Consider the following 13,953-nt stretch of genomic DNA (forward strand, 5'->3'; position numbering starts at 1 on the left):
CCTGCTTACGTTGACAGTAACGCGCTCAGATGAAATGGCAAAAGCAATGAGGGAACAATTTCCTGTGAAAGTGAACGCAGACACCATCGCCGCCTCCGCCACCGCCGCCGTGAAAGCGCGCGGCCCGGCACCTGTGCACCTGTGGAACCCGCCTTTTTGCGGCGATCTGGACATGCGCATCGCCCGCGATGGCACTTGGTTTTACGAAGGCAGCCCAATCAATCGCCCCGCCATGGTGAAAATGTTCTCCAACATCCTGCGTAAGGATGGCGACAAATACGTGCTCGTCACGCCCGTCGAAAAGGTCGGCATCACGGTCGAAGACGCGCCCTTTGTGACCGAAGATTTCGAGGTGATGGGCGAGGATGACACCCAAGTTCTGACCTTCGAGACCCACGTCGGCGACCTTGCCACAGCGGGGCCGGACAATCCAATCCGCGTCGACATCGACCCGGAAACGGACCAACCTGCCCCCTACGTCACTGTCCGCGCCAACCTCGAAGCCCGCATCACCCGCAAGGCGTTTTATCGCCTTGTGGAGCTGGGCACGCATCAGGACGTCAACGGCCAAAGCATGTTTGGCGTGATGTCTTCCGGCGTGTTTTTCCCCTTCCTGCCATCAGAGGCGCTGGACTAAGGCAAACTTCCGCCAAACCGTTCAAACTTGCGGAAATTCAGACTGTTCCGCGCGCGGCAAAGCTGGAATAACCCTCGCCAGAGGAGACACCGATGCCCAGATTTGCCGCCAACCTGACCATGTTGTTTGCCGAATTTCCGGAGTTGGACCGTTACGAGGCCGCCGCCGAGGCAGGCTTTGAGGCGGTGGAAATCCTCTTCCCCTATGAGACTCCCGCGCCGGAAACCCAGCGGGCTTTACTGCGCAACGGCCTCTCGCTGGAGCTGATAAACTGCCCGCCGCCCAACTACACCGGCGGCGACCGTGGCTTTGCCGCTGTGCCCGGTTTAGAGGACCGTTTTCAACGCGATTTCCGGCGCACTCTGCGCTACGCCGACATGCTGCGCGCCCGCATCGTGCACATCATGGCGGGCGTTGCGTCAGGTGATGACGCCCGCGCCACTTTTGTCGAAAACCTGAAATGGGCCTGCGCCTTCGCCCCCAAACAGCAGCTCACCATCGAGCCGATCAACGATGTCGATATGCCGGGGTACTTTCTGAACAACTTCGATCTGGCGGCGGAGATTTTGGACGAGGTCAACGCCCCCAATCTGGCGCTGCAGTTTGATACCTATCACGCCCATAAAATCCACGGCGACGTGCTGGGCTGCTGGGACAAACATAAGGACCGCGTGCGCCACATTCAGATCGGCGGGTTGCCAGACCGCAAAGAGCCGGTGAAGTCAAAACACTTCGACTATCCGGCGTTCTTCGAGATGCTGGATGAAACCGGCTACACCGGTGCCGTCAGCGCCGAATACAATCCAGCCAAACGCACCGAACAAGGCTTGGGCTGGCTTTCATAAGGATCGCGCCCGAGCCTGGGTGGGGGCTGAAAGCGCCCTCCCGTGGGGAGGGTCGGGCGCGGTCCGGGCTTGCAGCCCGAACTAACCACCTTAATGCGCCTCGGCCCAATTGGCCCCACGCCCCGCATCCACTGTCAATGGCACGTCCAGCTTGATGGCAGGCTCCGTGGCCCGCTGCATCACGTCGCGGGCGACCTCGATGGTTTCGTCAACCGCCGCATCCTCGACTTCAAAGATCAATTCGTCATGCACCTGCAGAAGCATTTTCGCAGGCAGCTCCTTGATCGCCTCCGGCATACGGATCATTGCGCGCCGGATGATGTCCGCCGCCGTGCCTTGGATCGGCGCATTGATCGCCGCGCGATAGGCAAAGCTGGCGCGTGGCCCCTTGGCGTTGATCTCCGGCGTGTGGATTTTACGGCCAAACAGCGTCTGCACATAGCCGTGCTCTTTGGCAAACGCCTTGGTCTGATCCATATAGGTCCGAATGCCCGGGAAGCGCTCAAAATAGCGGTTGATGAAGTCCTGCGCCTCGCCGCGCGGAATGCGCAGATTGCGCGCCAGACCAAAGCCGGAAATGCCATAGATCACACCAAAGTTGATCGCCTTGGCACGGCTGCGCACCTCGCTGGTCATCTCTTCCATCGGCACATCAAACACCTCGGACGCGGTCATGGCGTGGATGTCGTGCCCATCGCGGAACGCCGCTTTGAGGGCATCAATCTCGGCAATATGCGCGAGAATGCGTAATTCCACTTGCGAGTAGTCGAGCGAAATCAGCGTCTTGCCTTCCTCCGCCACAAAGGCCTCGCGAATGCGCCGCCCTTCCTCGGAGCGCACCGGAATGTTCTGCAGGTTTGGATCGGTGGAGGCCAAACGCCCGGTGTTGGCCCCGGTCTGCACATAAGACGTGTGCACCCGCCCTGTGTCCGCGTTGATGTGCGTCTGCAACGCGTCGGTATAGGTCGACTTCAGCTTGCTCAACTGCCGCCAATCCAGCACCAGCCCCGGCAGAGCGTGTTCAGTGGCCAGATCCTCCAGCACGTCCACACCCGTGGCATAGGCCCCGGTCTTACCCTTCTTGCCGCCCGGCAGCTCCAGCTTATCAAACAGGATTTCACCCAGCTGCTTGGGGGACCCCACGTTAAACGTGCCCCCTGCCAGTTCGTGAATCTCCGCCTCAAGCGCGGCCATTTTCTGCGCAAAGGCATTGGACATCCGCGAGAGCGTGTCGCGATCCACTTTGACGCCATGCCGTTCCATCTGCGCCAACACCGGCACCAGTGGACGCTCCAGTGTTTCATAAACCGAAGTCACCTGCCGCCGGTGCAGCTTTGGCTTGAACAGCTGCCACAAGCGCAGCGTGATGTCGGCATCTTCCGCCGCATAAGGCAGCGCGTCCTCAATTGGCACCTTGTCAAAGGTGATCATGCTCTTGCCACTGCCAATCAATGACTTAATCGGCACCGGTTGGTGACTCAGATAGCGCTCGGACAGCGCATCCATGCCGTGATTGTGCTCACCCGCGTGCAGCGCATAAGACAGCAGCATGGTGTCATCAATCGGCGCCACGGTGATGTTGTAATTGGCAAACACCTTGCAGTCATATTTGGCGTTCTGGAAGATCTTCAGCACAGCCGGATCTTCCAACACCGGCTTCAGCGCGTCCAAAACCTCATTGAGCGGCATCTGCCCCTCTTGCAGCTCATCGCCCCCAAACAGGTCGTCGCTGGCGCCCTTCTTATGCCCCACCGGGATGTAGCAGGCCTCACCCGGCTCCACACTCAAACAGATCCCCGCAAGCTCCGCGACCATCTCATTGAGCGAGTTGGTTTCCGTGTCCACCGCCACATAGCCACGTTTCATTATGGCGGCGATCCAGCGGTCCAGCGCCGCGCGGTCTTTCACCCATTCGTATTTGGACGCGTCAAACGGCACATCATCCTGCGCAGGCACCTCATCCGCGGCACTCGCGACAGGCTCCGGAATGGTCGGCGCTTCCACGCCCAGCTTGTCCGCCGCCCGTTTGATCTGTGTGCGGAACTCCATCTCCGCCAGGAAACCCAACAACGCTTCCGGTTCCGGGTCGCGCACTTCCAGATCGTCCAGCGTGAAGTCCAGCTCCATCTCGCAGTCCAGCTGCACCAATCGTTTGGACAGCTCAATCTGGTCGCGTTTTTCGATCAGCGTCTGGCGACGTTTGGGCTGTTTGATTTCTTCCGCCCGGTCCAGCAGGCTTTCCAGATCGCCATATTCGTTGATCAACAAGGCCGCAGTCTTGATGCCAATGCCCGGTGCGCCCGGCACGTTGTCCACGCTGTCACCGGCCAGCGCCTGCACGTCCACCACACGCTCCGGCCCAACGCCAAATTTTTCATGCACCCCGTCGCGGTCAATGCGCTTGTTTTTCATCGCATCGAGCATTTCCACGCCGTCGCCGACCAGCTGCATCAGATCCTTGTCTGAACTGATAATGGTACAGCGCCCACCGGCGTCCCGCGCCTGACAAGCGAGCGTGGCGATGATGTCATCTGCCTCAAAGCCTTCGACCTCTTTGCAGGCAATGTTGAAGGCTTTGGTGGCCTCCCGCGTCAGCGGAAACTGCGGCACCAAGTCTTCCGGCGCAGGCGGACGGTTCGCCTTGTATTGATCATACATCTCATTGCGAAACGACTTGCCGGAGTAATCAAAAATCACTGCCACATGGGTGGGCGCATCTGGCCCGGAATTGTCCTCCACATAACGCTGCAACATGTTGCAGAACCCCGCCACGGCCCCCACAGGCAAGCCGTCTGACTTCCGCGTCAACGGCGGCAGCGCGTGATAGGCCCGAAAGATAAAGGCCGACCCATCGATCAGATGCAGGTGACATCCTTTGCCAAAACCCTCTCCAACACTCATGGCGCGCTCCCGTTTTGTTCTGCTTTGGCCCCGTTGTGCCATGCCGCCCCTCTCGGTGCCAGTCGAAAACCTGCGCAAGGGGGGCGCTGCCCCCATCGCCGCATGCGGCGACTCCCCCGGGATATTTGGAGAAGGAGAAGATGGAGGCAGAGCGTGGCGGGACCTGCCGCGCAAAAGACGCAGCGGCGCGGCTCTTGCCATCGTCGCAAGGGGCTGATCTATGGAAATGCGAATATGAGGGGAGCCAAGATGACTCATCTTTGGGTACGGGCCGAACAGCGGCCAAATGAGGAGCGGGTGGGGCTAACACCCGAAGGTGCAAAAGCACTGCTGGACAAGGGCATCCGCGTCACCGTGGAGGAAAGCTCGGTGCGGGCCATTCCGATTGACGGCTACAAAGCCGCAGGGTGTGACATCGCCGCGGAAAACAGCTGGCCGGACGCGCCCCGCGACGCCATCATCTTTGGCCTCAAAGAACTGCCCGAAGACGGCACGCCTCTGCCACACCGCCACATCATGTTTGGCCACGCCTTCAAAGGCCAGCATTCTGGCGTGGCCCTGCTCAAGCGCTTCAAAGAAGGTGGCGGCACGCTGTATGATCTCGAATATCTGGTGGACGACACCGGCCGCCGCGTTGCCGCCTTTGGCTATTGGGCGGGCTATGCCGGGTCTGCCGTGACCCTAAAATCCTGGGCTGCCCAACAACGCGGGGAGCTCTGCGCTCCGGTGGGCGTCTACGCAGGCAAAGACGCCCTGCTGGCAGACCTTGGCGCAGAACTCGACGCGCTGTCCAAAGACCGCCCCTCTGCCATCGTGATTGGCGCGCTGGGGCGCGTTGGCACCGGCGCTGCCGACCTGCTCGAAGCCATGGGCTGCACCGTCACCAAATGGGACATGGCGGAAACCGCCTCTGGCGGCCCGTTCCCGGAAATCTTGCACCATGACCTGTTCCTGAACTGCATCTTTGCCCGCCCCGGCACGCCCGTATTTGTGCCAAAAGAGGCCCTTACGGCCGACCGCAAACTGACCGCCATTGGCGACGTGGCTTGCGATCCCGACAGCGACTACAACCCGGTGCCGGTTTATGACCGCGCCACCACATGGGAGGCCCCCGCCCTGCGCGTGGCCGAGGCCCCAGTGCTGGACGTCATGGCGATCGACAACCTGCCATCCATGCTGCCGGTGGAAAGCTCGGAAGACTACGCCGCGCAGCTGCTCGACACTTTGATGAAACTCGATGACCTCAGCGACGGTGTCTGGACCCGCGCCGAGGCCGACTTCATCACCCATTCCAAAAATCTCTGAGGGGAGAAGAGACATGACAATCCACTGGTGTGGCACCGGCCTCTCGGCCATTCCCGGCCTACGCCGCCTGATCGAAGGCGGCCGCGCGGTCACCGTCTGGAACCGAACCGTTGAAAAAGCACAAGAGGCCGTCGGCGATCTGACCAAAGACATCCGCGCCTTCGACATCGCAGCGCTAGGAGCTGTGCTTGAGTCTGGCGACGTTGTTGTCTCCATGCTGCCGGGCGACTGGCACGTGCCGCTGGCCGAATTGTGCATCGAGAAAGGTGCGAACTTTGTCAGCTCCTCCTACATCGCGCCAGAAATGAAGGCACTCGATGCCAAGGCCAAAGAGGCCGGCATCGCCTGCGTGAACGAAGTGGGCCTGGACCCGGGCATCGACCACCTGATGGCGCATGCTCTGGTGGCCGACTACCGCGCCTCCGCCGCCTATGACACAGACAACACCCTCAGCTTCATCAGCTACTGCGGCGGCGTGCCCAAACATGCCAACCCGTTCCGCTACAAATTCAGCTGGTCCCCGCTTGGCGTGCTCAAAGCCCTGCGCTCGCCCTCCCGCTCGATCCGCGACGGCAAACCTCTGGACGTGAACCGTCCTTGGGACGCGATCAGCAGTTATGAGGCGCCGCTGGCGGAGGCAGAAACCTTCGAGGTCTACCCGAACCGCGACAGCATTCCCTTCATGGAAGACTACAAATTTGACCCAGCCTGGAAGGTTGACACCTTTGTACGCGGCACTTTGCGCCTGAACGGCTGGGCCGAGGCGTGGTCCGACGTTTTCCACGAAATCGAAACGCTTTCCGGCCCCGAAGGCGACGCGCGTCTCAAAGAAATGTCCGACCAGTTCTGGGACGAAAACTCCTATGACGAAGGCGAGCCGGACCGCGTGATCCTCTGTGTCGGCCTCAAAGCCGAAAAAGACGGCGCCGAGGTCTACCACAAAACCTACGCCATGGACGCCTGGGGTGACGCACGCGGCACCGCCATGGCGCGTCTCGTGTCGATCCCTGTGTCCCTCGCCATTGAGGCCGTGCTGGACGGCAAGATTGCCCCCGGCGTGCACGCGGCGCCGTCTGAAGAAGCGCTGTTCTCCGAGTGGCTCGACCACATTGGCACACTGGCGCAACACATGCAGATCGTCGATCACACCGCTTGATCTTTTAACACTCCGGCGCAGCCCGTACTTCTTGGGCTGCGCCCCTCTCTCAAATCCCCTTGCCATTCCCATCTGACTGCGAAAGTCTGCGCCACAACCCGAAGGTGAGGAGCGCGACATGTCATTGGAAACCTGGATTGCCTTTGTATTGGCCAGCGCGCTGGTTGTGCTGATCCCTGGACCCAACATTGTTCTGACAATCAATCACGCGGTGCGCTCTGGCAAACGCTCAGGCCTCGCCACCATTCCCGGCATTTCTGCAGGGGCCTTTGTCGGCATGTCTGTGTCCCTTATGGGCGCAGGCGCGGTGCTTTCGGCCTCCACCACGCTTTTTACGCTGATGAAGCTCATTGGCGCGGTGTATCTGGTCTGGCTCGGCATCAGCCTCTGGCGCGCACCCGCCGAGAGCATTGGCTCAAACGAAGTAGATCAAAAACCGCTCAGGCCCTTGTTCTGGCAGTCTTTCCTGATCAGCGCGCTCAACCCCAAAGGCCCGGCGTTTTACATCGCCTTTGTGCCACAGTTTGTGACCCTGTCGCAGCCGGTGCTGCCGCAATTCGCGATCCTGATCGCCACCTTTGTGGGTGTCGCCACGCTCAACACCGTGTTCTGGCTGCTCTGCGCAGATGGGCTACGCGGGCTGTTTCAACACCCGCGCGCCATGCGCAGCCTCAATCGTGCGGGCGGCGGCTGCCTGATGGCGGCGGGCGTGTTGACCACACGAGTCTCACGCCACAGCTGACATCGCTCACACCGCCTGCGCGCCAATCCGGGCCGCTTTGGCCAGCCATTTCTCAACCGCGCCCGCCTTGGGATGGCTGGTGCCGTTGAACTGCGTCACCTTCACCGGTTTGATGCCGACAAACTCCAGAATTTGCTTCTGAATCTGCACGATCAGCGCGTTGCGATAGAACAGGCGGAACAGGAAACCCGGCGTGTCTGACAGAACCAGAACATGCCCAGTCTTGTCGGTCAGCAAAGGCGCCGGCAGGCCCAGCTTGGTGGTATTGCGCGTGTCAAAGGCACGGCCAGGCAACAGAGCACGGTCAAACAAACCTTTCAGCTTTGCCGGCAATCCGCCCCACCACATTGGGGTCGCGACCACCACATGCTCGGCCCATTCCAGATCCTGCAACACCTGCTCCAACTCCGGCTCCAGCGGTTTTTGGTTCACATAGCCGCCAAAGCCATAATCCGGATCAAACTGCAGATCATGCAGATTTGTCATGCGCACCTGATGCCCGGCCTTGCGCGCCGCATTGGCATAGCTGTCAGCCAAACTCCCTGTCAGCGACTCCGCCGCCGGGTGTCCGTTCAAGATAAAAATCCGTTTCTGTGTCATTGCGAATCTCCAAATATTGACCACGGTCAATTTCATCGCACACAAAAATGACCGCGGTCAATTACAAATTTGACCACGGTCAAAATTCATGTCAAAACAGGCCATGGCCAAAGCAGTTCAACAACGCACCCTAAAAACCCGCGCCAAGCTTTTAGACGCCGCCCAAGCGGTGGTTTCAGAAAGCGGGTATGAAGCCATGCGGGTGGAGGAAGTGGTCTTGCGCGCAGGCGTCGCCAAAGGCACGTTTTTCTCTCATTTCAAAGACAAAGACGCGCTGATGGACCAACTGATCGGCGCGGAAATCGACCGTCATCTGGATGGCATAGACGCGCTGGACGCGCCGACGTCCATTGCAGAGATGGCCGACGCCATGATGCCTCTGATCACCTTCATGACCTGCGAGCGCTATGTCTTTGACGTGATTCTGCGCCACTCCGGCGCGGCGGCCAACGCAGACATTGGCCCCATTGCCATGACCTTTGGCCGCCACGCCGAGGTGGTGACCAAATGGCTCTGGGACCGCCCCTTCCGCAAAGACATCTCCGCCGAACTTCAGGCCGAAGGCGTGCAAGCCTTTATGGTACAAGCGATATCGCTGATGTTTTGCAGCCTGCACAACTCCGTCGCCCCGCGCGAACGGCTGGAAACCTACCTCGCCGCCTGGCTGATGCCATCGGCCTGAGCTCAGGCCGCCACGCGCACCAAATCGCGAAACACCGGACGCCCTTCTGCCATCTTGCGCCATGTCTGCGCCTCATGCGCCTTCATCGTTGGCAAAGCGGTCTGGGCAAAACGTGGCTTCAACCACGGCTTCGCCTCCAAAAGCTGATCCAACTCGGCCCGCGCTTCCACATCCAAGCTGTCCAACGCCTGATCGCCCAGAAACAGACTCTCCGCTTCGGCCCCATTGGCCTCCACAATGTGATGGCGATCAAACATCAAGTGCACATAGTCCACCCCGTCGCGCCACTCGCGCCCCGGAATGCCCGGCTGCGGCGCAAGATGTTTGGCATGCGCAAAAGCCGCCTCAGATGCGGACAGCATCTCCACCTGCCAGCCCCGCAGCGCAATGCGGTGCTGTTGCGAGACCCACAAATCCTGCGCAGGCACCCCCGGCGCAAGGCTACCCGCATCAATGCACACCGGGCGCAGACCTGCGTTCTGCAACATCTCCGCATAGGAAAAATGGCTTTTTGCCACCCAAAACACCTTGGCCGGTTTGCCTTTTGCAACACAGACAAAATCACCCGGTTGCAAGCTTTCCACTGCGCGCAGGCTGTCTGGGGTGGCAATCATGGTGCCCGGCAGGAAACACACCGGAAAATCCTCCGGCGTGCGATCCGGTTTTTTCAGATCAAAATCGTCATCGTCAAACTCGTTCATGTCGTCTTCGTCGACATCCATCTCCGGGAAGAAGAACACGCGGGTGGACTCGCCGGGCTCGGGGTAATCCATGATGGTGATCACCGCCATCTCCTGTCCCCAGAACTGCTCGGGAATGTCGTCGTCTTTGGGCACTGTACCGGTCATCTCAAAACGAAAATCATATTCCTCGCCGTCGATCTCCACCGCCGTGTCCGGATCGACTTTCTTGCCATCGTTCTCCAGCACCAGATCGCCATCCTCACCTTTGGGCACAAAGGTGATCTCCTTGGCCGGATCATCGGTAGGCTCGATCTCTTTGTCTTTGCGGTGATTGTCGTCAAAACGACCCCAGAAACTGGATATGGGCGACCTCCTTCTGCACGACAGACCTCCCAACGCCGCCCCATGGGTTGCAAGGCTCAGACACAAGACAAAAGGGCACCGCCCGCAAAATGCAGGGTGCGGATGTTTCTTAAAAACAGGCGCAGCGTCAGTGGATCATGTAGTGGATCGGGCGGCGCGCAGGCGCGTCAGCCCTCCCTCTCGAGGCGCACATAAGAAGGCACTTTCCAAACGTAAAGACCCGCGCCAAAGCATGGCGCGGATCCCAAATCTGTTGGCGTAAAATCGCAAAACCTGTGGGCCAACCAGCCAATTTGTGCCGATAAATCAGCCCCGGCGGACCAGATCGTCCTCTTCATCAGACAGAGAAATGCCCAGCGCTTCCATGCCGTTTTCCAGATGATCTGACAGATGCGGCGAACCCAACAGGTAGTCAGCGGTTGGCACGGTGTTCTCGGTTTTGGCGGTCATGATCGCCTCTTCCAGATCATCGGCCATAAAGCTGTCGCGTCCGATCCACATCACCGCCACCAGGCTGGCCTGTTCGTCTTCATTCAGCCGATCAATAAACGCACGCAGCTCTCCCTCGGCCCGGTCCAGTTCCCGGGACATCAGCACAACCTGCGCCACCTTCCATGCAGAAATCTCAAGCATTTTTCGCGCCTCCAATTTGGTTTGGCCCAGTGTCACCCCCAGCATGCCCCACGTCTTTGACATGGCGCAAACTGTTTCTGACCACCGGGGCGCTGCCCCGGACCCCGGGATATTTGACGAATGAGAAGAGGCTTAGCTGTCTGGCTTGGTCAGCGGCACAACTTTGTCATCATCGGTCTGCGCAAGTTCTTCGAAATCGAAGTTGTCGAGCCGCCGCGCCCGGCGCCCCGCTTTGTCCGCGCTGATCTTGATCTCACTGATGTCTTTGGCTGCCTGGCCAAAGTGACGATCCAGATTTTCCACCCGCGTGCCCAGCCTTTCAACGTCAGAGTAAAGCATACCAAGCTCCTTACGGATCGCCCCGGCCTGCTCCCGCATCCGCGCGTCTTTCAGGATCGCGCGCATAGTGTTGAGAGTCGCCATGCAGGTGGTCGGCGAGACAATCCACACCCGCGCCGCAAAGCCCTCCCGCACCAGCTCCGGGAAGTTCGCGTGCAGCTCGGCGTAGACCGCTTCGGAGGGCAAGAACATCAGCGCGCCATCGGCAGTCTCGCCTTCGATGATGTATTTCTCTGAGATGTCCTTAATGTGTTTCTTCACCGAGGTGCGCAGCATGCGCGCCGCCTCATTCAGCTGCGCCTGAGTTTCGGCAGTGCGCAGCATCTCATAAGCCTCCAGCGGGAACTTGCTGTCGATCACAATTGGGCCCGGCGGGTTGGGCAGGTGGATCAGACAGTCGGCGCGTTTGCCGTTAGACAGCGTGTGTTGCAGCGCATAGCTGTCAGACGGCAGCGCTTTGGACACAATATCATGGAGCTGAATTTCCCCAAAAGCCCCGCGGGTTTGCTTGTTGCTCAAGATATCCTGTAGGCTCAGCACATCACCACTCAACCGCGTGATGTTTTCCTGCGCCTTGTCGATGGTCTGCAGACGTTCCTGCAACTGCGTCAATGAGGTGGCCGTCTGCTTGGCGTTGCCGCTCAAAGACGCGTTTAACTTCTCCTGCATCTCATTCAATGCATGCCCGGTGCGCATCTGCATATTGGCGAGGTTTTCCTGCATCTGAAGCTGCTGCGTCGCCAATGTGTCTGTCATCTTCTGCTGCATGCTGGCGAGGTTCTCACCGGTGCTGCGCTGCACCTTGGCGAGGTTTTCGTGCATATTGACCTGCACCTCGCCCAGCCGCTGCTCCATCAGCGTGGCGATCTGCCCCTGAGACTGCGCATGCGCCTGCAGGTTACCATCCAAATGGGCCTGCCCAGTGGCCAATTGATCGACCCGCTGCGCCATCTGCCCCATGTGCTGGGCAATCACCGCTTCGGTCCGCTCTGCCCGCTTCTGCCCCGCCCCGCGCAGCAGCAAAAACAGCACCAGAACTGCAAAGCCAATCCCAGCCGCCGCATAAAGCGCCATGGCTTCCATATTGGCCATCGCTTCGTCCATACCTTCCATCACGTCCGTCCAAACAGCCGCTCAATATCGGCCAGTTTCAATTCCACATAGGTTGGCCGCCCGTGGTTGCATTGCCCGGAATGCGGCGTCGCCTCCATCTCCCGCAGCAGCGCGTTCATCTCTTCGCCCCGCATCCGCCGCCCCGAGCGGATCGAGCCATGACAGGCCACACGACTGAGGATCGCCTCCAGCTTGGCCTGCACCAACATACTTTCGCCCGCATCATCCAGCTCATCGAGAATATCAAGCACCATGGCCCGCGCATTCACCTCGCCCAAGAGCGCAGGGGTTTCGCGCACCGCCACCGCGCCGCCGCCAAAAGCCTCAATCGTCAGCCCCAGCTTGGACAGTTCGTCGGCCACGGTCATGATCCGCGCGCAGTCGCCTTCCGAGAGTTCAACAATCTCGGGAATTAACAAGGCCTGCGCCGCCACGCCGTTCTCCGCCATCTGACGTTTGAGTTTCTCGTAAACCAGCCGCTCATGTGCCGCGTGCTGATCGACAATCACCATGCCGGTCTCGGTCTGCGCCACGATGTAATTCTCATGCACCTGCGCCCGCGCCGCGCCCAGCGGCAGCCCTTCGGCAGGCACCTCCTGTGCAACCTCGGTCTCCACCGGTTCCACCCGCGCGGAATAGGCCTCGGTCAAATCCGCAAACCCCGGCTCTTGCGGCAATGGCGCCTGCGCCTGATAGGCTGCTGTGCGGGCGCCCAAACTTGGCCGATCCATTTGGTAAACCCGAGCAGGACCCGCGGGCGCGCTAGGCGTCGCCCCCAAAGCGCCCATGTGGCCGAGCGGTTCCGGTTTGAAAGCATCCAACGTCGAGTTTGCCACCGTGGTCGACGCACGGTGGCCTGCTTCCGCCAAGGCATGGCGCAAGCTCGACACAATCAGCCCGCGCGCCAGCCCCGGATCACGGAACCGCACCTCGGATTTGGCTGGGTGCACGTTCACATCCACCAGATGTGGATCACAATCAATGAACAGCGCCGCCGCCGGATGGCGATCCCGGCTCAGGTAGTCAAAATACGCCCCGCGCAGCGCGCCGACGAGCAGTTTGTCCTTCACCGGACGCCCGTTCACAAACAGATACTGCGCCACCGACGACCCGCGCGAATAAGTTGGCAGCGCCGCATAACCAATCAGCCGCAGCCCCTCCCGCTCCGCATCAATCTTCAGTGCGTTTTCGGCAAACTCCTTGCCCAATATCCGCGCCAACCGGCCATGCAGCGCGTCAAACAGGTCGCCGTTTTCGGCCTCCACGCGGAAGGTCACGCGGCCTTCGCCCCCGCCGGTCACATCGCGCAATGTGAAGCCTACAAACGGCTCCGCCATCGCCAGACGCTTGACCACATCGGTAATCGCCTGCGCCTCCGCCCGATCGGACCGCATAAATTTCAACCGCGCCGGCGTGGCGTAAAACAGATCACGCAATTCCACGATGGTGCCGCCGGACAGTGCCGCCGGTTTCACCGCGCTCATCGCGCCACCTTCCACAGAAATCTGCGCCGCAGACGCTTTGCCAACCCGGCTGGTGATGCTCAACCGTCCTACCGCGCCCAAGCTAGGCAACGCCTCTCCGCGAAAGCCAAAGGTGTGAATATCCAGCAGGTCCGTGCCATCAATCTTGGACGTCGCATGGCGCGACAGCGCCAACGGCAGTTGTTCCTCGGTGATGCCACAGCCATCATCGGTGATGCGGATCAGCGTCTTGCCGCCGTCAGCATAGGCAATTTCAATCCGCCGACTGCCCGCATCAATGGCGTTTTCCACCAGTTCTTTCACCGCAGAAGCTGGACGTTCGACCACCTCACCGGCAGCAATTCGGTTTATCGCAGCGTCGTCCAGTTGCCGAATAACAGGCAAGGAAGGAGCGTTTTCGGAGCTTATATTGGGGTTATCCACAGGCATAAGACGAAATCTAGCATGTTCCCCTTTGATTCTACCACCAA

Annotated in this window: 12 protein-coding genes; 6 read left to right on the forward strand and 6 right to left on the reverse strand. The window is 60.0% G+C overall.

The genetic code is table 11. The annotated features are described in order from the left end of the window. Positions 1-46 precede the first annotated feature (46 nt). A complete protein-coding gene (locus tag MK208_RS10970) occupies positions 47-637 on the forward strand; it encodes a DUF1285 domain-containing protein (protein WP_294116558.1) in 591 nt (196 codons plus the stop codon). Between the two features lie 92 nt (positions 638-729). Further along, positions 730-1,482: a TIM barrel protein gene (locus tag MK208_RS10975; RefSeq protein WP_294116559.1), complete on the forward strand. Its 753-nt coding sequence runs from the start codon at positions 730-732 to the stop codon at positions 1,480-1,482. 90 nt (positions 1,483-1,572) lie between these two features. Here MK208_RS10975 and polA read toward each other — a convergent pair whose 3' ends face one another. Next, positions 1,573-4,383: a DNA polymerase I gene (gene polA, locus MK208_RS10980; protein ID WP_294116560.1), complete on the reverse strand. Its 2,811-nt coding sequence runs from the start codon at positions 4,381-4,383 to the stop codon at positions 1,573-1,575. 249 nt (positions 4,384-4,632) lie between these two features. Between polA and MK208_RS10985 the strand changes: the two genes are divergently transcribed. The 3 genes from MK208_RS10985 to MK208_RS10995 all read left to right on the forward strand — a co-directional run bounded on the left by MK208_RS10985 (position 4,633) and on the right by MK208_RS10995 (position 7,586). After that, complete coding sequence (locus MK208_RS10985) at positions 4,633-5,688, forward strand: saccharopine dehydrogenase (protein WP_294116561.1); 1,056 nt, start codon at positions 4,633-4,635, stop codon at positions 5,686-5,688. Between the two features lie 13 nt (positions 5,689-5,701). Beyond that, on the forward strand, positions 5,702-6,844 hold the full coding sequence (locus MK208_RS10990) for a saccharopine dehydrogenase family protein (RefSeq protein ID WP_294116563.1): 1,143 nt from the start codon (positions 5,702-5,704) through the stop codon (positions 6,842-6,844). A gap of 118 nt (positions 6,845-6,962) precedes the next feature. After that, complete coding sequence (locus MK208_RS10995) at positions 6,963-7,586, forward strand: LysE family translocator (protein ID WP_294116564.1); 624 nt, start codon at positions 6,963-6,965, stop codon at positions 7,584-7,586. 6 nt (positions 7,587-7,592) lie between these two features. On the opposite strand, the gene MK208_RS11000 is transcribed toward MK208_RS10995, so the two are convergent. After that, the gene (locus tag MK208_RS11000) at positions 7,593-8,186 is read right to left on the reverse strand and encodes an NAD(P)H-dependent oxidoreductase (protein ID WP_294116566.1); all 594 of its coding nucleotides are present in this window, start codon (positions 8,184-8,186) and stop codon (positions 7,593-7,595) included. 103 nt (positions 8,187-8,289) lie between these two features. On the opposite strand from MK208_RS11000, the gene MK208_RS11005 reads away from it, so the two are divergent. Then, positions 8,290-8,868, forward strand: a complete 579-nt coding sequence (locus MK208_RS11005) for a TetR/AcrR family transcriptional regulator (protein WP_294116567.1) — start codon at positions 8,290-8,292, stop codon at positions 8,866-8,868. 2 nt (positions 8,869-8,870) lie between these two features. Here the strand turns inward: MK208_RS11005 and MK208_RS11010 are convergent, their stop codons facing one another. The 4 genes from MK208_RS11010 to mutL all read right to left on the reverse strand — a co-directional run bounded on the left by MK208_RS11010 (position 8,871) and on the right by mutL (position 13,912). Then, positions 8,871-9,980, reverse strand: a complete 1,110-nt coding sequence (locus tag MK208_RS11010) for a Hint domain-containing protein (protein ID WP_294116568.1) — start codon at positions 9,978-9,980, stop codon at positions 8,871-8,873. Between the two features lie 240 nt (positions 9,981-10,220). Next, a complete protein-coding gene (locus MK208_RS11015; RefSeq protein ID WP_168590677.1) occupies positions 10,221-10,547 on the reverse strand; it encodes a DUF3775 domain-containing protein in 327 nt (108 codons plus the stop codon). 132 nt (positions 10,548-10,679) lie between these two features. Then, positions 10,680-11,999, reverse strand: coding sequence for a DNA recombination protein RmuC (gene rmuC / locus MK208_RS11020; protein WP_294116569.1), 1,320 nt, complete (start codon positions 11,997-11,999; stop codon positions 10,680-10,682). Continuing rightward, complete coding sequence (mutL, locus tag MK208_RS11025) at positions 11,999-13,912, reverse strand: DNA mismatch repair endonuclease MutL (RefSeq protein ID WP_294116570.1); 1,914 nt, start codon at positions 13,910-13,912, stop codon at positions 11,999-12,001. The genes rmuC and mutL overlap by 1 nt, the downstream gene beginning before the upstream one ends. Between the last annotated feature and the right edge of the window lie 41 nt (positions 13,913-13,953).

It is taken from the genome of Shimia sp., from assembly GCF_022448905.1.
Taxonomy (GTDB): Bacteria; Pseudomonadota; Alphaproteobacteria; order Rhodobacterales; family Rhodobacteraceae; genus Shimia.

Coding starts and splice junctions, on each gene's coding strand:
- MK208_RS10970 (WP_294116558.1), top strand. CDS start 47: ATGAGGGAACAATTTCCTGTGAAAGTGAACGCAGACACCATCGCCGCC.
- MK208_RS10975 (WP_294116559.1), top strand. CDS start 730: ATGCCCAGATTTGCCGCCAACCTGACCATGTTGTTTGCCGAATTTCCG.
- polA (WP_294116560.1), bottom strand. CDS start 4,383: ATGAGTGTTGGAGAGGGTTTTGGCAAAGGATGTCACCTGCATCTGATC.
- MK208_RS10985 (WP_294116561.1), top strand. CDS start 4,633: ATGACTCATCTTTGGGTACGGGCCGAACAGCGGCCAAATGAGGAGCGG.
- MK208_RS10990 (WP_294116563.1), top strand. CDS start 5,702: ATGACAATCCACTGGTGTGGCACCGGCCTCTCGGCCATTCCCGGCCTA.
- MK208_RS10995 (WP_294116564.1), top strand. CDS start 6,963: ATGTCATTGGAAACCTGGATTGCCTTTGTATTGGCCAGCGCGCTGGTT.
- MK208_RS11000 (WP_294116566.1), bottom strand. CDS start 8,186: ATGACACAGAAACGGATTTTTATCTTGAACGGACACCCGGCGGCGGAG.
- MK208_RS11005 (WP_294116567.1), top strand. CDS start 8,290: ATGGCCAAAGCAGTTCAACAACGCACCCTAAAAACCCGCGCCAAGCTT.
- MK208_RS11015 (WP_168590677.1), bottom strand. CDS start 10,547: ATGCTTGAGATTTCTGCATGGAAGGTGGCGCAGGTTGTGCTGATGTCC.
- rmuC (WP_294116569.1), bottom strand. CDS start 11,999: ATGGAAGGTATGGACGAAGCGATGGCCAATATGGAAGCCATGGCGCTT.
- mutL (WP_294116570.1), bottom strand. CDS start 13,912: ATGCCTGTGGATAACCCCAATATAAGCTCCGAAAACGCTCCTTCCTTG.